17 protein-coding genes are annotated in these 20777 nt (G+C 45.9%); all 17 read left to right on the forward strand.

The window, feature by feature from the left end; translation table 11 throughout:
- Positions 1-3: 3 nt before the first annotated feature.
- A complete protein-coding gene (locus J2Z66_RS34135) occupies positions 4-891 on the forward strand; it encodes an ABC transporter ATP-binding protein (RefSeq protein ID WP_209977256.1) in 888 nt (295 codons plus the stop codon).
- Between the two features lie 13 nt (positions 892-904).
- On the forward strand, positions 905-2146 hold the full coding sequence (locus J2Z66_RS34140) for a TolB family protein (RefSeq protein ID WP_209977257.1): 1242 nt from the start codon (positions 905-907) through the stop codon (positions 2144-2146).
- A gap of 633 nt (positions 2147-2779) precedes the next feature.
- Positions 2780-3436: a response regulator transcription factor gene (locus tag J2Z66_RS34145; RefSeq protein ID WP_209977258.1), complete on the forward strand. Its 657-nt coding sequence runs from the start codon at positions 2780-2782 to the stop codon at positions 3434-3436.
- Between the two features lie 21 nt (positions 3437-3457).
- Entirely contained in the window at positions 3458-4570 is a 1113-nt protein-coding gene (locus J2Z66_RS34150) for a sensor histidine kinase (RefSeq protein WP_209977289.1), read from the forward strand.
- Between the two features lie 127 nt (positions 4571-4697).
- Positions 4698-5633 carry an ABC transporter ATP-binding protein gene (locus tag J2Z66_RS34155; protein WP_209977259.1) on the forward strand — a complete coding sequence of 312 codons (936 nt, stop codon included), beginning with the start codon at positions 4698-4700 and terminating at the stop codon, positions 5631-5633.
- 32 nt (positions 5634-5665) lie between these two features.
- Positions 5666-6784 (forward strand): ABC transporter permease, encoded by a 1119-nt coding sequence (locus J2Z66_RS34160; protein ID WP_209977260.1) that lies wholly within the window; start codon positions 5666-5668, stop codon positions 6782-6784.
- Between the two features lie 2 nt (positions 6785-6786).
- A complete protein-coding gene (locus J2Z66_RS34165; RefSeq protein ID WP_209977261.1) occupies positions 6787-7935 on the forward strand; it encodes an ABC transporter permease in 1149 nt (382 codons plus the stop codon).
- 56 nt (positions 7936-7991) lie between these two features.
- Positions 7992-8954, forward strand: a complete 963-nt coding sequence (locus tag J2Z66_RS34170) for a HEAT repeat domain-containing protein (protein ID WP_209977262.1) — start codon at positions 7992-7994, stop codon at positions 8952-8954.
- 280 nt (positions 8955-9234) lie between these two features.
- Complete coding sequence (locus J2Z66_RS34175) at positions 9235-10038, forward strand: class I SAM-dependent methyltransferase (protein ID WP_209977263.1); 804 nt, start codon at positions 9235-9237, stop codon at positions 10036-10038.
- Positions 10039-10421: 383 nt separating this feature from the next.
- Positions 10422-11153: a demethylmenaquinone methyltransferase gene (locus J2Z66_RS34180; RefSeq protein ID WP_209977264.1), complete on the forward strand. Its 732-nt coding sequence runs from the start codon at positions 10422-10424 to the stop codon at positions 11151-11153.
- A 185-nt stretch (positions 11154-11338) separates the two neighbouring features.
- Entirely contained in the window at positions 11339-13393 is a 2055-nt protein-coding gene (locus tag J2Z66_RS34185) for a helix-turn-helix transcriptional regulator (protein ID WP_209977265.1), read from the forward strand.
- A 199-nt stretch (positions 13394-13592) separates the two neighbouring features.
- The gene (locus J2Z66_RS34190; protein WP_209977266.1) at positions 13593-13754 is read left to right on the forward strand and encodes a hypothetical protein; all 162 of its coding nucleotides are present in this window, start codon (positions 13593-13595) and stop codon (positions 13752-13754) included.
- A gap of 127 nt (positions 13755-13881) precedes the next feature.
- On the forward strand, positions 13882-14667 hold the full coding sequence (locus tag J2Z66_RS34195; protein WP_209977267.1) for a peptidylprolyl isomerase: 786 nt from the start codon (positions 13882-13884) through the stop codon (positions 14665-14667).
- Positions 14668-14686: 19 nt separating this feature from the next.
- A complete protein-coding gene (locus tag J2Z66_RS34200; protein ID WP_209977268.1) occupies positions 14687-17734 on the forward strand; it encodes a peptidase domain-containing ABC transporter in 3048 nt (1015 codons plus the stop codon).
- Between the two features lie 286 nt (positions 17735-18020).
- Positions 18021-18392: a hypothetical protein gene (locus J2Z66_RS34205; RefSeq protein WP_209977269.1), complete on the forward strand. Its 372-nt coding sequence runs from the start codon at positions 18021-18023 to the stop codon at positions 18390-18392.
- 505 nt (positions 18393-18897) lie between these two features.
- Positions 18898-19554: an alpha/beta fold hydrolase gene (locus tag J2Z66_RS34210; protein WP_209977270.1), complete on the forward strand. Its 657-nt coding sequence runs from the start codon at positions 18898-18900 to the stop codon at positions 19552-19554.
- 162 nt (positions 19555-19716) lie between these two features.
- On the forward strand, positions 19717-20700 hold the full coding sequence (locus tag J2Z66_RS34215; protein ID WP_209977271.1) for a hypothetical protein: 984 nt from the start codon (positions 19717-19719) through the stop codon (positions 20698-20700).
- Positions 20701-20777 lie beyond the last annotated feature (77 nt).

Raw genomic sequence — 20777 nt, forward strand, 5'->3', positions numbered from 1 at the left:
CAGATGATTACATGCGAAGGCTTGGTCAAAATATACAAGGCGGAGGAGCTCGAGGTCTTCGCGCTGCAGGGACTTGATCTGACTGTGGAGGATGGCGAGCTGATGGCGATCATCGGCAACAGTGGAAGCGGCAAGTCGACGCTGCTGAATATGCTTGGTGGCCTGGATCGCCCATCAGCCGGTACGCTCGAGATTGACGGGAAAAATATGCTGAAGATGAACGAGCGCGACCTTATCCTTTACAAGCGGGAAAGCGTTGGTTTTGTCTGGCAAAATAACGCAAGGAACCTGATCCCCTATCTCACAGCGCTTGAGAATGTAGAGCTCCCAATTCTGCTTAACGGGGGCCGCAAGCGTTCCCGGGCTTTGGAGCTGTTGGAGGCGGTTGGACTCACCCATCGGCGGAAAAACAAGCTGCATGAACTGTCCGGTGGTGAGCAGCAGCGGGTAGCGATCGCGATCGCACTGGCTAACCATCCCAAACTGCTGCTCGCCGATGAGCCGACCGGTTCGGTGGACTCCCGCATGGCGGATCAAATTCTGGATTTGTTCCGTGAGTTAAACCGGACGATCGGGATTACCATCGTCATCGTTACACATGATCCGCTGCTCGCGAAGAAGGTAGACCGCGTCGTGGCCATTCGCGACGGCAAAATCTCCTCCGAGATGCTGCGGCGCAAATCTTACAAGGAGGAACTCGAGGAGCTGGAGCAGGGCATTGCCCAAAGCGAGGAGGAAGACTCCCACGTAGAATATGCCATCTTGGATAAGGCGGGCCGGCTGCAGGTTCCTTCCAGCTACCTCGACTCCATTGGCGTGAAGGATTCGAACAAGGTGAAGCTGGAGCTGGTTGATGGGAAAATCGTGCTGACCTCGCCTGATGAGGCATAGAGGGGAGAAGAGGATGCACTTAAGATACTTGGGATATTTGCTCGCCTGTGGCTTGTTGTGCATCACTTTAATTGGCTGCAATTCTTCTAGCAATCAGCTTGCTTCCACACCTGTTGCCTCCACCGACTTTCTGCAATCTTGGAAGTGGAAGAAGTTGGGCGTTGGTATTCTTGATGTTTTTCATACGACAGATGGGATTATATTATATCCTGAGCCAATAAATGCTATCGGATTAAAGGGGAATTCTGGAAAAGAGCTCTCTTTAGGAACGAGCGCCTACTATATTCGCACTGCTGATGAACAATTTTCAAATCCCGAAATGATTGAAGTTATGGCGAAGCCTTTTGCTTTTGGAATGGGTTTTACAGTGAAAGATCAGTTGTTTCCAGCTGATGGAATATCAAAGAAAATGAGCAGTGGAGAGCTGAATGGAGTCCTTGGAGATGAAACGAACTTATGGCTGGCATCGGAGGATGGCAGTTCGTTAAAACCGATATTGAGTACGGAAGGTTATGATGAGCTAAACGAAAAGGTCAAAACTGACGAAGAAAATACAGGCGAAAATAAGTATATGTTAAACTGGAGTTCAGATCCTCATCCTATGTCGGACGGGGTCAAGCTTGCTTTTATATCCAATAGAAAGGGTATCCTTACGAAACAAAGAGGACAAAGCATTTATATAGTAAACAAAGATGGCAGCGAAGAAAGGCTCCTTCTGGATTCAGCAAAGTATGGTAATATGACCATTATAGGAACAGCCAAGGATTTGATTGCCGCGGATAACGACAAGGATGCTCTAATGATTGTCAATGTTAGTAGTGGTGAGGTAAGAGAATATTCCATAAATGGCATGTCAATCGCGATATCGCCTAATGGGGAGACAGTCCTGTTTCGCAAGGTGAAAGATGCCACTGTCCAGAAGGATTTATGGCTGCTAGATGTAGAAAGTGGCAAGGAAACGATAGTGACAGATTTTCCGCCAGATTATTTCTTCAATACAGAAGGGGAATGGTCCCCTGATGGGGCCAGGTATGCTTTTTATGGTAACGGCTTGGAAGTCACAGATAAAACTAAAGGCTACAGGGACAATAATATACTACTAGTTATTGAAACCGCCTCTGCAAGCATAACCTCTTACGGAAAACCTGAAGGAACTGCCAGCATTTATCCGCTTGGAACCAATCATTGGATCGACGCTGAGCATGTGCTCGTTTACCTGGACGATGACACGGCTTGGATCGCAAAAGTGAAGTAGTCAAATATAGGTAGGGAGCTTGCTTTACCGCGGCTCTTTTTTTTATGGACTTATTAGAAAGGGTAGCAGCAGCCCACCCTCGCTGAAATGAGCGTGTACTCCACTTAACGATGTTTTTCATCGTTAAAAGAGGCAGAATGGCCTTTCAGGGTGGTTAAAAGGGATTTTAACGATGATTTTCATCGTTAAAGCAAGTTTGTGGAGAGGATCTGCTACTTTAACGATGAAAAACATCGTTAAAGTAGCAAGTCCTTCTCACCTGCGCGTGCTCTTCTTCCCCAGCGCCTGCGCCCGCCTTTAAAGATTTGTTCCTACCTCTTCATCGATACCACTTAAGGGAACAAATCTTTAACAGCGGCTGGAGCCCACAGCCATTCCCTCCGCAACGCACCCAAGTCACGAACATGCACCTCAAAAGACGCCGCAAGGCGTTTATCTCATTGAATTGACTATTGAAATAGACTTGTCATTAAGCTAAAGGTCAGATTAGCACAGCCTGCAACTAGCACCAATCGAGCATGAATGTTAGAAAAGTGATAGAATATAATCAAATTAGAGAATGCATGAATCATGTTCTCTAGCTCAAGCTAAGTGCGGTCTTATTAAAAAGCGGTGAACGGAGAGTGTGCAGCGTTGAAAATAAAGGTCATTATTGCCGATGATAACTCCTTTATCCGGGAAGGCATGAGGATCATACTAACCACCTTCGATGAGTTCGAGGTATTGTCGACAGTTCAAGATGGTCAAGAAGCCGTTGATTTCTGCTCGCAGAATGAAGTAGATGTGGCTCTGCTCGATGTGCAGATGCCCGGTATGAATGGTGTGGAAGCGACCAAGCTGATCTCTGAGCAGACAGGAACCAAAGCGCTGATCCTGACCACCTTCGATGACGAGGTGTTTATTCTCGATGCGATCCGCAACGGGGCGAAGGGATATCTGCTCAAGAATAACGATCCGGAGCGAATCCGGGATGCCATCATAACCGTTTACAACGGACATAATGTGCTGCAGGATGCTGTGCTGGATAAGTTGAAATCTAGTTTGCTAGCAGACAAGGATAAAGATAAGAAAGAAGATAGAGGCAGTAAGATCGACAGAAGCTTGTTCACCGATAGAGAGCACGATATTATGTCTCTCATCGCGAAGGGGCTTTCCAATCGTGAAATCTCGAAGAAGCTGTTCATCTCAGAAGGCACTATTGCCAACCACATTACTTCTATCCTAAGCAAGACGGGTCTTACGCACCGTACGCAAATCGCGATTTATTTTCTGACTGGGGAAGTGAATTAGATGACGGAGAGGGGAACCCCTATAGAACTCTGGACAATGGGCATCAAAGCGATTATCTTGAGCTATGTGGTCATCCAATCCTATTTATCTGGAGCTGCGATTTCACCCTGGTATATGCTGTCCATCCTTCTCTACCTATGTTTGAATATATCCATCCATATCGCTAAGAAGGTTAGTATCACGTCGATCGCGCTTCTGCTGTCCATGCTGGTTATCGCTGCGTCCTCATCATACATACAACCTTGGCTTATACTCCTGCTCCCTCTGAGCATATACGAACTCTTCACTATATACCTGCGTAAACGCGGAATTATTCTATTCCTCATGCTGGCTCCGCTCTTGTTGCTGTCACAAGGATCTCAAGCCATCTTGGTTACATACGGTCTCGTTGCGATGCTTAGCTTCCTCTACTACCACTTGCTTAACACTTACATAAGTAGAATTGCAGGCCTCAAAGAGGACTTAGAAAATAGGCATGAGCACATCCAGCAGTTGACTAAGAGTCTGAATGAGAATAAAGAATATATTAGGCAGTCCGAATATACGTTTAAGCTGGAGGAGCGCAACCGGCTGTCCCAGGAAATTCATGATAAGATTGGACACTCGATGACGGGTGCATTGATCCAGATGGAAGCCTCGAAGCGCTTGCTCACCTCCGATCCGGACAAGTCGGCTGAGCTGCTGCAGAATGCAATCCATATCTCTAAGGACGGAATAGAGAGCATTCGCCTTGTGCTCAAGAATATGAAGCCACCGACGGAGCAGCTAGGAATGAATCGGATGAAATTATTCGTAGATGAATTCTCCGCGAAGCATCCAGTTAGAACCTCGCTCACCCATGAAGGAAACGTCGACATTATTACTCCGATCCAGTGGAAGGTCATTCAGGAGAACATCCAGGAAGGATTGACCAATGCCATGAAATATTCGAATGCCACCGTCGTCTCCATCCACATTGAGGTACTGAGAACCTTGATCAAGGTCGAAGTATCGGACAACGGTAAGGGAGAGCAGAAGGTGATCAAAGGCTTGGGAATCATTGGCATGGAAGAACGGGCAGCAAGCGTAAATGGTACGATAATTGTCGATGGCTCAAGAGGCTTCAGTGTCACTACATTAATTCCTCACGGATAAAGATGAGTTTTACGATGATTAGATAGGAAGATTCTCAGGGGTTAAGGATGAACTTGTGCACTGTCGCAGGGGCATCCTTTTTTATTACAATTACATTATCCTAAAGACGAAAACGGGAGTGTGACGAATGAACGTACTTGAAATTAAGCAGCTTACGAAGAAATTTGGGGATTTTATAGCGGTGGATAATATCACGATGTCCGTGAAAGAAGGCGAGATATTCGGATTTCTGGGAGCGAATGGAGCAGGTAAGAGTACGGTCATCAACATGATTGCCTCTCTGCTCCGGGTTACTAAGGGTGAAATTGAAGTTATTGGCAAGAGTATTGCTAAGCACGGTAAATTCGCAAAAATGAACATTGGGATTGTGCCGCAGGAAATGGCTATTTATGAGGATATGACAGCCTACGAGAACGTTCATTTTTTCGCCGGATTATACGGACTTAGGGGGGCAGAGTTAAAGGAGCGCGTGATTGAAGCACTAGCATTCGTGGGACTTGGCGATAAGCATAAGAGCTATCCCAAAAATTTCTCGGGCGGCATGAAGCGAAGATTAAACATAGCCTGTGCAATTGCCCATCGGCCTAAGCTGCTCATCATGGACGAGCCAACGGTGGGTATTGATCCGCAATCACGCAACTATATTCTTGGTTCCGTGAAAAAGCTGAATGAAATGGGCTGTACGATCATCTACACCAGCCATTACATGGAGGAGGTTGAGGAGATCTGTACAAGAATTGCCATTATCGACCATGGAAAAATCATCGCGGAAGGAACGAAAGGTCAATTAAAGGCTATCATTACGACTCAGAAAAATATAGGTATTGAGGTCCGTTCGGCAGAAAATCTGGATAGGAACAAGCTGGAGGGAATCGCAGGCGTAAACCGGGTTGAAGTAGAGGATCGAATCCTTAAGATCACCTCTGATTCCGAGGTCAATAACTTGAACAGGATCATCCAACAGTTGATGGCAGACGATATTGAAATACGTTCAGTGGAAGAGAATGAGCCTAGTTTGGAGATGGTGTTCCTGACATTGACAGGTAGAAGCCTGCGGGACTGAAGAGGCTGAAGGAATAAGGAGGCCAAGGGAAAATGAATGTATTCAGAATAACGCTCAAAGAGTTAAAGGTCATCCGCGATCCCAAGATGCTTTTGTTCTTGCTGGTTTCGCCGCTGTTAACCATGCTCATTCTGGGGACGGCTCTTACGAATGCTTTTAACGGCAGTTTAACGGTTGGGGAAATCAATGTACTCTATAAGAATAATAGCTCATCAAGTGAGTTCTCTAAGTATTGGGACAACTTCACGGGGCAGATGCGTCAAGCCGGCATTCAACTCGAGGAGGCAGACGAGAAGACGGATGGGAAGATTGAAGTGAAGAACAACCGCTATGCGGGATACGTCGAGATTTCGGATAGTGGGCTGGAGTATTACAGCAGTAGTCAGAGCTTGATTGAAAGCGATATTGCTCAGAGTGTACTCAAAGCTTTTACAGATCGTTATCGATTGGCGGCTGAGGTAGCCGGAACAGACTCGGAGCAAGCGGATGCGATCATGGCCGGAAGCGGCGGTGAAAGCTATGTGGTGGAGGAGTCGCTAAATGCGACAAGAAAACCAGGTGCTATGGACTATTTCGCTATAGCGATTACGACAATGATTATTTTATATAGCGCCCTGACGGCCGCTCATTTAATAGACGGTGAACGCAAAAGGAACACAGCTGTCCGATTGCTTGCGTCACCGGTGACGAAAATCGAAATTTTTGCGGGAAAATTAGCAGGGATTGTCCTGCTGAATTTAATACTCACGATTGTCGTAGTGCTCATTAGTAAATACATGTTTAATGCCTATTGGGGAGAAAATTTGGGCCTAGTTTTTCTTACGCTCTTTACTGAAATCATATTTGCTGTGAGCTTGGGACTAGGGCTCAGCTATGTTATCAAGGGTAAGGCGTCGGGCACTGTTGTTATGATTATTATTCAATTGTCCGCATTTCTCGGAGGTTCATACTTCCCGGTCGAGGAGGCAACAGGAATCATGGCAACCCTCGCATCTTTTTCTCCACTGCAATGGTCCAATGCTGCACTTCTTGAAATGATCTACGCAGACAGTCTGTCTGCAGCGGTTAACGCCATGCTGTTAAATATCGGCTTCGCGGTCGTCTTGCTTGGTACCGCAATAACGATGATGCGCAGAAAGGAGGGGTTGTAAGGATGAGAGACACGTTATGGCTGATCCGAAAGACATTTATTTCTACCTTTAAGAATTATTTGAATCTTTTTCTATACTTTGTTTTTCCTGTTATGGCAATCCTGCTCGCGACCTTGGTCCAAGGAGGCTCGGGAGAAGCCAAACTGAGAATGGGCATTGTTAATCATGATGGAGGTCAGTCGATCACTAAGGGAGTTATGGATACGGTGGGCAGACAGGATTCCATGCTTGTAAGTGAGATTGAGGAGCTTGAGATAAAGGAGCTGATTGCCTCAGGCGAGCTGGATGCAGCAATTATTCTTCCTGCAGGTTTCGCACAGAGCTTGATTGCCGGCAAGCCCACAAATGTTAAGATCGTGTCCATTAAGGGGGCGCAGGTTACCGGACATGTGAAGGCGTCCTTGGATCAACATATTAACAATATGGCTTCGATCGGCCAGGTGGCTAAAGGAAATGAGGCTAATTTTAATGCCCTTTATAAGAAATTTCAAGAGTCAGGCTTCGAATTATCAGCAGAGAAAGTAGAGGATCAATCCGTAAATTACAACAAAACCAATCAATCAATAGGTTACTTGCTCATCCTGATGCTGGTGTGCGCTTCGAGTTTATCTGGAATTCTTATTAAGGAAAGAGAGAATAGAACCTATTATCGACTATTATCCTCACCGATCAATCCCAGAACCTATGTCTTATCTAATATCATCGTTAATTTGACTATGATGATGCTGCAGATTGCAGTGACACTGTTGATCATGATAAATATGTTCCGTATCGATCCGGGTATTCCTTACTGGAGCATGTTCCTGATTCTTATGTTATTTGCTTTGGTGGCGATAGGTTTATCACTTGTAATCGTAGCATTCTCAAGCAGCTCTTCAGCAGCCAGCGGAATGCAGAACATGATCCTTATTCCTAGCAGCTTGCTGGCTGGATGTATGTTCCCAATTGCTTTAATGCCAGCAACGATGCAGCAGCTCGCTCACTTTCTTCCCCAGTATTGGCTGCTGGATACCTTTAGTAATCTACAGCAAGGGGTATCCATGGGGGAATTATCATTGAACCTGATCATTCTTGTTGCTTTTGCCGTGGCCTTATTTTTAATCGCCGTCTATAAGTTTGGCAGGAACAATGATACTCGAAGCTATATTTAAAAAAATAAGCTAATCCTACAAAATGTTAAACAAGAACGGAGAGGAGAGGGCAGCTTATGAGTCAAGGTATACAATACGTTCGAGACCTGCTGCACCGCATGACGATCAAGACGGACGAGCAAGGGAGGGAAATTAAGAATTCGCAAGACCAAGTGTCTTGGAAGGCGCTGCGTGAAGCGGAACGGTTGGATGATCCGGCCATGATCGATGCGGCGAAACAAGTTTTGGAGGAAGCTCGGGACGATGAAACAAGGGCGAACGTCTGCTTCCTATGGAGCCATCTGGCGAAAAATACGGGGCATTCCCAGGCCGTCCGCCTGATGCTGGACGAGTTCGCGAAAACGACGAAGATGCAAACGAAGTCGCGGATGATGTGGTCGTTAGCCCGCGTGCCGGAAGTGCCGGATGCCGAACCGTTCCTCGCGTTATCCGGGTCGCGCGATGGTTCGATCCGCAGAGAAGCGCTTCGGGTGCTGGCCCGCTGCCGACCGGAGGAAGTGAAGGGGCGTTTGATTGAAATAATCCGCCGCTCGAACGACGAGTACGACATCATCTATACGCTATGGGCGCTGAAGGAGCTCCGTCTGGGGGAGGCGCTCCCCGACGTGCTTGCGCTCATCGAATCCCCCAACGGCGAAATTCGCAGTCTCGCGATCCGCTTTGCCGCCGATTTCGGGGAGGGCGCTAATGTGCCTTTATTTGTAGCGGCGCTTGAAAACGACAGGTCGCCCGATGTGAAATGGAGCGCGATGGAAGCTCTCGACCAATGGGGAGGCGCTTCAGAAACGAAAATCGTCTTGAGCCGGGTCAAAACAATTGTATCGCGGCAGCGCAAAGGGGGCGGGCAACTTCCAATGAGCGAACTGATGCATGGCATATCTTTTCTTTGGAAAGTAGCGCCGAATAAGGAAGAAGTCAACAAGCTGCTGCAAGCGCTGCGCACCTCGAAAGCGGATAAGCTGTTCGAACACGAGGCGAAATGGTTGGCCGAATTGATGAAAGGTTCGTCTGGAGGCTAATAAAATAAAAAGCCATTTCCGTTACTATCACTCTGTTGTGTGTTCCGCTAGCAGGCTATCGCAGCTTGCTTTTTTTATTACGCTAACGGGCCGTACAGCCCCGAAATATGGTATTATTATCATGGTGCAGAGCAGTTTACTTAAACTAAAATTCATAATAGACGGCATTTACATAAGAACGTACGTGCGATATGATAATTTTGCATATATATCCCAATATTGAGTTGGCGTTGGATTATTGGGTTACATTTAGTGAATTTTATTTAGGGAGTGTGTCTGCATGGACAAGAATTCTGTTTATAGAACAAACATTATAGGCGGTAGTGAGGTTGGCGCCATCTCGATCGACATGGATAAGAGTCTTGTTCATGAAACAAACAGCTTATTTTGGGATACAAAAGGAAATGATGTTTTAGGAGCAACTTCACTTCCTCTTTATGGAGCATTTGTCTCAGAAGAAAAATGCCAGATTTTTGGCGATGTCTCAGGAAAAAAGATACTAGAAATAGGCTGTGGAAGCGGTCATTCTTTGCAATATCTGGGGGAACGCAAAGCATCTGAACTATGGGGTATGGATATATCAGAAAACCAAATCGAGAAGACAAAGCAACATTTGACGGAGTGCGGTCTATCAGCAAAATTAATCTGTTCTCCCATGGAAGAAGAGTGTGGCATACCAGAGGAATATTTTGATTTTGTTTATTCGATTTATGCAATAGGGTGGACAACTGACCTTGAGGGTACTTTTCACCGGATTGCTTCTTACCTAAAAAAAGACGGCGTATTTGTTTTCAGCTGGTCTCACCCTATACACAAATGTGTTGCTGTAGAAAATAATATGCTTGTTTTTAAAAAATCTTATTTCGATGAATCTTGGTATTCGCTATCTCTTGACGGAAGTACGCTAACATTATCGGACCGTAAACTATCAACCTATGTGAATGCGTTGGCAAAAGCGGGATTTGTCATTGAGCAAATGATCGAGCAATCTGATGATGAAATTATACAATCGCATAACAGCGATTTTGCAAAAAAAGCAAAGATGCTTCCTGTAACTTTTGTAATCAAGGCAAGAAAACTATAGAAAGACGTTAGTTAAAATATTACAGCGGCAATTTAAGACTGTATTTTCTAGTCTAAGTGTGCCGCTGCGTCTCTGTGTGAAGTTGGAAACTGGAAATTGTAGGGCGTTATTGAAATGGCTAAACTGATCTACGCTGCTAATGTATCTTTGGACGGTTACATTGAGGACGAGCTCGGCAAACAATGACAGGTACTGGCTTGATTATGGATACCTTTTTGGAGCGATATTATTGAGATGTGGGAAATGGAATAATACTCCCTTGTTACAAGACTCATTACGCTAGCGGGCAGTATGCTGAAAAACAAACTTATTTATTGTCACAATTGTTACATAATCACGGTGGGATACAACCACATTTTTCAATTAAAATTAGCCTGAGGTGAATGACAATGGAACAATCGAAATCATCTAAGGAACAATTTGTTCACTCTATATTTGAAAGTATTGCTCCGAAATACGACTTCATGAATGACCTGATAAGCTTTCGCAGACATAAGGCATGGAGAAAGTACACCATGAACAAGATGAACGTGAAGCCGGGAAGTACGGCCATCGACCTATGCTGCGGCACATGCGATTGGACGATTGATCTGGCACGGGATAGCAGGACTGGACAAATGGTTGGATTGGATTTTAGCCAAAATATGCTTGATCATGGTGCTTTTAAAATTCGGGAGCAAGGATTGGACAAGCAAATCACGCTAGTTCGAGGCAATGCGATGCAGCTGCCTTACGAAGACAACACCTTCGATTATGCCACAATAGGACTTGCGCTGCGTAACGTACCGGATTTAGTGACTGTTATCGAGGAAATGCAAAGGGTTGTAAAACCCGGGGGCATGGTTGTCTCACTAGAATTGTCGAAGCCAACGTGGCAGCCTTTTAAAGGACTTTATTATTTTTATTTTCAAAATATTTTACCGCTGCTTGGTAAATTGGTAGCCAAGAGATATGAGCAGTACAAATGGTTGCCCGAATCATTGATTCACTTTCCAGACCATAAGCAGTTGGCTGATATTTTCAGAAAAACAGGGCTCAATCATGTAAAAGCTTATCCACTTAGTGGAGGCATTGCGGCACTTCATATCGGCATCAAGAAGCAGGAATCGGAATAAACGTACTTATGGACGGTTTAGCATGCGCCGCTCATTCAATGATGTGATAAAAATACCGGAAAGAATTACTGGCTTCCACAATAGAATAGAATATATAATTTACCTAAAGGCTAAAGAACCTACTTGCTGCAACGTACTCGTCCCGCATTTTTTATGATGATGTAATTCGAAAGCAGGTATATCCTATGTATGATAGCAAGGTGAAGGCAGACGGTCCCGAGGAACGCAGAGCTGTCCAGATTGACCGGCTGGAACGGCACTATTTGGTAGGGCGGGACATCGAAATTCAGTATTTCCTGCAGCAGCTGACAGTCGGCGGACAACAGGGACGGATCTTGAATCTTTATGGTACCGGAGGCGTAGGAAAAAGCTATCTAATCGATGAGTTCCGCCGGCTGGCAGTGAATGCGAATGCCGCCTTTCTGCTGATGGACAGCCGGGGGTTCTCTCATACACCGCAGGGCTTCTGCACGCAATTGTTGCGTATGCTCGGCTATCCGATGGAGAAGCTGCAGCAGATTACCGATCCGCAGGCGCTTCTGGAGCTATGCCATGACATCCTGAGGGAAAAGGCGCTGAATCAGAAGCTTGTCCTCGCGTTAGACACTTTCGAGGATATGGGTGATATGGAGCTCTGGCTGAGAGAGGCGCTCCTCCCCCAATTGTACCCGGAAATCCTGATTCTCATTGCGGGAAGATTCCCCTTGCAAGGCATATGGCTCAGTTCTCCGGCATGGCGCCATTGGATACACCGGATGCCCGTTGGGGATCTGGATTATTTGTCCGTTAAGCAATATCTGGAGCGCTCGGGCATTTCTCAGGAGCCGATGATCAAACAGATTTGGATGAAAACGAGAGGACATCCGCTCACGTTGTCCTTGATTGTCTCGACGACGATGTTTCAGAACATTCAGGGCTTGGAATTGGTGGATGAAATCGAAGTGTTCGAACATATTCTGAGCATTTGGTTAAAAGAGGTTCCGGACGACAATCTTAGGGAGCTCGTAGAGACTGTAGCTTTACTTCGGCATTTTAACCAGGAGCTGCTCTCCTATGTATTGGATAGGCAGGTAAAGACGGATTTATTCCAGCGGCTGGTCGGACTTTCCTTCATTCGGAGAGTGGATAGGGGTTGGATCCTTCATGATTTAATGCGGGATGCCATCGGCTATGAACTGCGCTTGCGCCAGCCTGAACATTACGACAGGTTATGGAAGCGATGCATCATGTATTATTACAGCAGGATGACTAACCCGTCCAAGAGAAAGACGATCACATGGGAAGCCGTCGAGTGGTACTTTTATATTGGCGATTATGTTGTCCGCAGTCTCTGTTTTCAGAAATTGACTCCGCATCTCATGGAGCCGCTCAGTCCATCCAATTGGGTGGAGGCAGAGCAGTATTTGGACAATCGTCGTATCAATCTGAAGGAAGTTTGCCTTCCTCTCCTGAACCCGGAAACGGGGGAGAGGTTCGAGTATATACTTTCTAAAGAAGCAGGTTTGTACTCGATTAAGCATATTCATCTTCGAGAGCTTTACGAGCTCGATCCTGGCACTGTTAAGCTGATGAGAGATCAACAGGGGGCAATTCGCGGTCTGACGGCAATCATTCCGATTCATACAGGGACGCTTGACTACTTGCTAACTCATCCGCTGTCATCTGCTTATTTCCAAAGTCTGCCGGACCATAAGTTAAAGGAGCTCCGGGTGCCGATTGAACATATTGCAGGTTATTTTGTGAAATCGATCGATGTGTCGGATTTTGAGGATGAGGCGACACGTACAACTGCAGGGCTAACGTTCATCTCACTGCTTATATCTTCCGATTTTGTCGTGACGACGGGTCCTCCGGACCTCTCTTTCTTAAATGAATTCCATCTTAGCTTGGGGTGCGAGCAGGTGAAGAACGTTGCACATTACGATTATGATAGTAACACGCCTACGCCCTATTACGTTCTCGATAAGAGGGGCGGCAAGCTGCAGGATTATTTGAACAAAATAATAGCGTCCTTCGGCCTTGTAGATCATTCCAAACAGCAGGATGATGGTATGGAGATGCTATCCGAGCGGGAAAAAGAAGTGGTAGGGCTGCTAATGAAAGGTTATACGAATCAAGAAATTGCGGCGGACTTGTATATTACAGAAGTAACGGTCAAGAAGCATTTGACAGCGGTATTTCGGAAGTTGAATGTCAGGAATCGAACGCAGCTGGTTAACAGCTACATGAAAAAAACATAATGATCGTAAGGAGACAAGTTTTCTTTCGGGAGAGAGCTTGTCTTCTTTTTTTATTCGTGAGGAGAAAGAAAGTATACCTGAATTCGACTATTTTGCTACGTTTGTATAATAGAATGCGTGAAGGCAAGATGGTATTCTTAATCATGTTAGAAGCTTTTATTGAGATCATAATACTTAATTTACGGGAGGAATAATAATAATGTCCAATGAAAATGAATCAAAAGATTTAAAGCTTGAAGATTTGGAGAAGCCATTGACGGAGACAGAAATGAAAGAAACAACTGGCGGATCGAACTATTTCTATACTGATCCCATTACCGGCAAACAAATAATACAAAAAGGTAGTCGAAGTTCAAACTAAAGCACAAGTTAAAACGATATACTCGGATTGCAGCAATGATTGGATTCTTTTAAAAACAGATTGTTGAAATGAAAAAACCTAACTATCGTTAGGTTTTTTCCAGTTCAATGTGAAGAGGTGGCTTATTATGGACGCTATGGAGCTAGTAGCGTTTAACGTGAACGGTACGGAATGGTCTCTACGCGATGTACTAAAGCTTGCGTGCATGGAGGGACGCTTTTCTGCTGTCGAGGATAGCATTCGAAGAGTCATTATGAAGGAATTTGCAGAAGAGCATAAGATATCGATCGATGAGCAGGAATGGAAAGCGAAAGTCAATGAGCTGCGACAGCAAGTGGGGTTATATAGTGCAGCAGAAACTTTGGCTTGGCTTAAAATGCGAGGGTTGGAGATGACTGATCTGTTCGAGTCGGCCAAAGCCTGGCTTCTAACGGAGAAGGTGAAGAGGATTGTATCAGAAGATAAGATAAACACTTATTTTCTGGAAAATAAACTGTCCTTTGATAAAGCAATTATTTCTCAATTAATAGTCGGCAGCAGAGAGCAGGCGCAAGAGCTGCTGTTTCAGCTTGAGGAGGGCGAGCCCTTCTACCAGCTGGCGCAAACCTATTGTTTGAACAGCAGCAGCAAGTACGACGGAGGGTACGTTGGGGCGGCTGGACGAGCTGTGATGAGCGGCGAAGAGGAGTCATTTGTTTTCAGTTCGGAAGCCGGACAATCAGGAGGACCTTTTCCAATCGGATCTTGTTATCGATTGCTGTATGTTTGGGAAGTGATTCCGGCTGCACTAACAGAGGAGCTTAGGATCAAGCTTGCTGATTTGATTTATGAAGAGTGGCTGAACGAAGCTGTGAAAAGATCAAAAGTCGATATTAAACTATGGGGCTATTTGGCAGGGGAGCCATTAGGCTGATCGTTCAGGAGGCACAGGAATGCGCGATTTACATCATATCATTTTGGATACAATCCCTATTTTTCAGGTGCTGTCGCCACAGGAGAAAGAAGAGTTATTTGCTTCCTTTGAGAGGCTTTCTTTCCATATGGGAGACACGATTATTGAAGCTGGGGAAAGAGGAGAATCGTTCCATCTCATCTTAGAGGGCAAAGTACGAATGATCGGTAAGGATGAGGATGGCAAAGAGCTCAATTTCGGATTAATGGAAGCAGGCTCGCATTTCGGACAGGAAGCTTTGTTGAATGAAGAATTTCAGGAGCATACGCTGAGGGCATCGGCGAAGCTTGAGCTGCTGCGGTTATCTAGAACCATGTTTATGCAAATGATCGACGAGCACCCTGAATTGAGGGTGTACTTACTTGAACAATTGGCCGATGATGCGATGCGCAAATTTCTGAAGCGGACGGCGTTGTTTGCCCCGCTGCATCATCAGGAGCTGCGCTCGCTGCTGGATATTATGGTTATGAAGGAATATGCACCCGGCCAAGCGATTGTCAGTGAAGGGGAGACAGGAGATGCGTTCTATATCCTTCGTACCGGTACGGCTTCCGTACTGAAGGAAAGCGAGGGGAATCGGAAGCTTAATATCGTCAAAGCAGGGGAGTTTTTCGGGGAACTCGCGCTGTTGACCGGGGACCCTCGAAAGGCCAGCGTTATAGCGGACGAAGAGGTTTCCGTGTTTAGTCTGGCTAAGAGCGACTTTGATAAGTTGATTCTTAAGTATCCGAAGGTCAGGGAAACGATTATCGGTATTGCTTCTGCTTATTTACAGAATGCGGTAACGAGCGTTGCCGCGAAGGATAGCGCAGCTTATGCTCCCGAAAGTGTTACGGAAGAAGCCGAACAGGAGAAGCAGCGGTACGGTGGACGAAGGACTTGGCGTTTAAGGAACCGGTTCCCGGTACGTATTCAGCAAAGTGAGATGGACTGTGGCCCCACCTGCCTCTCGATGATCGCCGAGCACTACGGCAAGCGATTGAGCATTCATCGGCTCAGAGAATTAGCACAAGTCGGGTTGGAAGGAAGCACGTTATTCAATCTGTGCAAAACTGCGGAATTGATCGGCTTTCAAGCGGAAGCGGTCCGCAGCACCTTGAAGGGACTCGCCGAGCAGACGCTACCCGCTATCGCCCATTGGAAAGGCAATCATTACGTCGTGGTCGTAAAAGTTGACGAACGATACGTGACCGTGGCCGACCCGGGCGTTGGGTTACTGACCTATTCGCATGATGATTTTCTGAAAGGATGGACACTGAACACGGTGTTCCTGAAGCCAGTGGAAACTTTCTTCACCCAAGAAGAGTCGAAACCTTCATTCAGGCGATACTGGGCTTTTTTTGCCTCCCACAAGCGGGCGCTGATCCACCTCCTATGGATGACACTGCTATTACAGGTTATTAACCTGGCACTCCCACTTTTTACTCAACAGGTGATCGACCGTGTGCTTATTGGTAGAAATTATGATGACCTGAACGTCATGATGATCATTATGCTAGGGGTCTCGCTTCTTACCCTGCTCGTTCAATCGATAAGAGAATGGGTCATTGCGGGTACATTCATTAAAATTGACATCGACATGATCATGAGTTTTTATCGTCATGTATTTCGCTTACCCATGCGATATTTCGCGACACGCAAAGTGGGCGACATCTTGACGCGTGCCGGGGAGAATCAGGTCATCCGGCATTTCCTTGTAACGAACAGTATGAATGCTGTGCTGAATGTAATGACGATTGTTGTTTACATAGTCCTTATGTTTACCTATAGCGTTACGTTGGCTTGGATCGCCCTGGCGTTCATTCCCTGCTTCATTGCTCTTACGCTGATCGTGACTCCCCTTATGAAGCGCAACAGCAGGAAGCAATTCCAAGCCGATGTCGACTTGCAGAACGTATTAGTAGAAGCTATCGGCTCTATGCGTACCGTGAAAGCTCTCGCAGCCGAGGACGAGGTAAGGAAGAAGGTGGAGGGGAAGTTCCGTCAAACTACTTTTGTCCAAATGAAGGGTTGGAAAATCGACATCTTCTCAGGTTCTGTCGCCACTGTGCTGCAAACCTTAAGCGGTATAACCGTACTGTATGCAGGGGCTGTATTTATTATCGGGGATAAGCTGACCGTCGGGGAACTGATGGCTTTTAGTGCGGTGTTTGCACTTGTTACCGATGCGGCGCTAGGTTTAATCGGAATGTGGGATGAGTTTCAAGGCGTACGGATTGCCTTGGAACGGCTTGACGATGTATTCGAGACGGAGGTGGAGGAAGCCGACCTGAACCGGTTGACAGCACTACCGAAGCTTACGGGTGCGATTACTTTTGAACGCGTATCGTTTCGCTATCATTCTGACGGGAAGAATATACTGCAGAACATTACCTTCGACATGGCGCCAGGCAAAACGACTGCTATTGTTGGTCGAAGCGGGTCAGGGAAATCGACCTTGGCGAATTTACTGCTTAAGCTATATGCTCCAAGCAGCGGGGTGGTTCGCATCGATGGGTATGACCTGCAGCGGGTGCAGGCTGATACGCTCCGTAAGCAAATCGGAGTAGTACAGCAGGAAGCTGGACTTTTTAGCGGAACGGTTCATGAGAATATTGCTTATCAAATCCCCGATGCTTCGATGGATGAGGTGATGGCGGCCGCCATGCTTGCGGGGGCACACGAATTCATTATGACATTTCCGAGTGGCTACGATACACAGGTTGGGGAGCGGGGGGCGAGCCTATCCGGCGGGCAGCGCCAGCGTATCGTCATAGCACGGGCGCTGATCGGCAATCCGCGTATTTTGATTTTCGACGAAGCGACGAGTGCGCTCGACAATGAATCCGAGAAGACGATTCAGCGGAATATGAGTACGATACTCAAAGATCGAACGACCCTCATCATTGCACACCGGCTGAGTACGATTCGGCATGCGGACCGCATTCTCGTACTTGATCAAGGTGTTATTGCAGAGTCAGGTACTCATGAGCAGCTAATGATGGATAAAGGTCTTTATCACATGCTGGTTAGTCAGCCGTTAGATTAAGTACTAAAGGAATTTCCCAATATGCTACGAAAGTTCAACATAAAACAACAGGCTGCAATAGTGGCCTATTGTTGCGTTAACGGGCAGTTTAATACAACTAACGGTTGCAAAATCAAACCAACGATTCCACTAGAACCCGATTTACGTTATTATATCATTATGCATAGCAACCAACCGCAAAGAGTTAGCTATGGCTCAAATACAATTTGGTGGTATCGCTTTGCTTTGATTAACTCTGTGATATGCTTTAACAGGCATAGTTCAACTCAAAAAGGAGGAAAAGAACTTGGAGAGCAATCTTACTCCTAATCAACGTAAAAGACAAAAAGAGCGTGAAATTATTGATGAGTATCACAAATTGGTAACTGAAGAAGCTCTGGAACCCTTGTATCAATCCTTTTTGGAATGGAAATCAGGGGCGTTGCCATATTTCGAACTAACTGAACTCATTCATCTATTCCATAAAAAGAACCAGGGCATATACAAGGACTTTGAGTACACAGGTGGTAATCGCCTCATTCTGCTTGCCAAAATGAAATTGGGCCGGTTAACTGAGAAAGATATTATAGAAAACGAGCGGCTTCTGGAACTATTGGGATATGAGGACAAACCCGGAAGCAGCCCGCTCTCCGCCGAAACGAGCGTACGCCCCACTTAACGATGTTTTTCATCGTTAAAGCAGGTGTTTCAGGTCAATCCGTCACGTTAATGATGATTTTCATCGTTAAAAGAGGGCGGATGGCCTCACAGGGGCTAAAAGGGACTTTAACGATGTTTTTCATCGTTAAAGTAAGGATGTGGAAGGGACCTTATGCTTTTAACGATGAAAATCATCGTTAAAGCAGCAGCTCCTCCCGGTTGTGCGAGCTGGCGGGGCCGTTCTTCATCCCCAGTGCCTTTGCCCAGGGGAAAGGTCCTCCAATCCAGAGAAAAATCCTTGCTGGCAGTAATAGGAAAAATAATTCAAGTTCCTACTCGGGAACTTGAATTATTTTTTTTCTTCCAGCTTGCCTCGTTACGCTAACGGGCAGAGACGGATTATATTAATCGTTAGGTGCATGAACTAGTAACTTCTTGTTATACTAGAAATTAGAAAAAGCAGATAGTGGAATCTGCTAAGGGAATCATGAAAATAGGCAGAATAAGCCCAAAGGAGCATTGGAATGTTAGTAAACATAAATGGTACAACGATATTTTATAGAACAGCAGGAACAGGATCACCACTTATCTTATTACATGGTAATGGTGAAGACCATCATATTTTTGATAAGATAATAGAGAAATTGGAAGACGATTTTAGCATTTATGCAATTGACAGCCGGAATCACGGCCAGAGCCTGAAAACAGGGGATTACTCTTATGAAACCATGTCTGAGGACATTTATGCATTCATACAAGCCTTGAAACTAGAAAAAGTTAACGTTGTTGGTTTTAGTGATGGTGCAATTGTTAGTTTGATTCTTGCGATGAATCATGGAGAGTCTATTGAAAAGATGGCTCTGCTGGGGATCAATCTTAAACCAGAAGACTTTACGGAGGAAAGCTATCAATTCGTCATGGATACCTACAAAGAGACAAATGATCCTCTGTTTAGATTAATGCTTGAGCAGCCCAATATCGAACTCAAAGATGTCGAGAAAGTGAAAACTCCTTCTCTAATCATTGCTGCTGATAACGATGTATTTAAACCGGAAACTTTTGTGAAACTTACAGAAGCCTTACCTAATGCGGAATTGAAAATCATGAAAAACCATGAGCATGATAGTTATATTGTAGACCAAGATATTCTATATGCAGATTTAGTTCGATTTTTCAAATAGATATTGCTCATTTTTAGCTGAGTCCGCAGGTAAACAGAAATTCACTAACGATCTTTATTTTTCTGCATCTGTGTAAGGCACTATGGGATAAAGTGAAAGCCAAAGGATTAACCCTGACAGGTTCTTTTCCCCACATCCATGATATGAGACAAGGGAGGCACAATGGACAGATCAAAAGCGATTCTGACGTTGTTGGCAGTCAATATACTGGCTGTTCTGTACATCGGCTACACGATCAATGCCGCGATTCTCAACAATGGCAATAAGACAAAGGCGGAATTTCAAAGTATGCAACAGCAGGTGCAGTTGCTGGAGAACCAGATCTTAAACGGTATCAGCCGCGAGCTGGCTGCCCGGGCCGACAAGGTGGAGAGGCTCGACTATACATTAACCGGGGCTGATCTGGCGCAGAAGAACGCGAAGGTCACTTTACAGGTTGCGTTGAAAGAAGTAACTTCCTCTGCAGTCATTGCGGTGTCTTTGCGCAGCGACGGGCAAGATCAGCCGCTGGAAGCGGTGCTGGAGCATCAGGGAGGCATGCAGTACGGAGCAGAACTGGAACTGTCGCTGGAGCACAACTACGAGCTGACCGTGTGGGAGCGGGGTGACGCGGGGCAGAAGCAACTAAACGCCGATTCGCGCCGGCTGCCGCTATTCGACGATGTGTACCGTAATAGAATGATCAGTCCGAGCACGGGCACCGGGATTTCAAATGAACGGTTAAATGCGGAATTTTCTTTTTTATTGAAGGATTTAGGGATTCCGGGAACACAGCTGGAGACGGCGCTGCTCCGAATCAACAGAGGCGATAAGCTTTATGACGAGATCGATGTGACTCAGCAAGCGACGCCGCGCTCAGATGGGTATGCGGGGATTGAAGAGTATTACAAGGTAGCTCGAGCATCCGGTCAAATCGATAATTCCGTGACGTTGGAGCAGTTTGCCCACGATAGCGACTTTGATCCCTTTCAGATGGTTTCCATCGAAAAGGCTGGCGAGACATTAGCAAACGCACGGTACTCGTTGTATTACACGATCAATTTTAACAAAGATTATCCGGAACTGAAGCTCACCCGCGATTCGGCCGGACAGCTTTCCTTCCAGTGGGTACTGCGCTTTAAGGACGGGTATGAGTATTTGAATTAAATGGACTGGCTGCGTTGCCGGCTGCTAGGGGATATTGTCCCGGGCGGCTGGTTTACGTTTGCTTGATAGGAAATAAA

The sequence above is a fragment of the Paenibacillus eucommiae genome (assembly GCF_017874215.1).
GTDB lineage: Bacteria > Bacillota > Bacilli > Paenibacillales > NBRC-103111 > Paenibacillus_AI > Paenibacillus_AI eucommiae.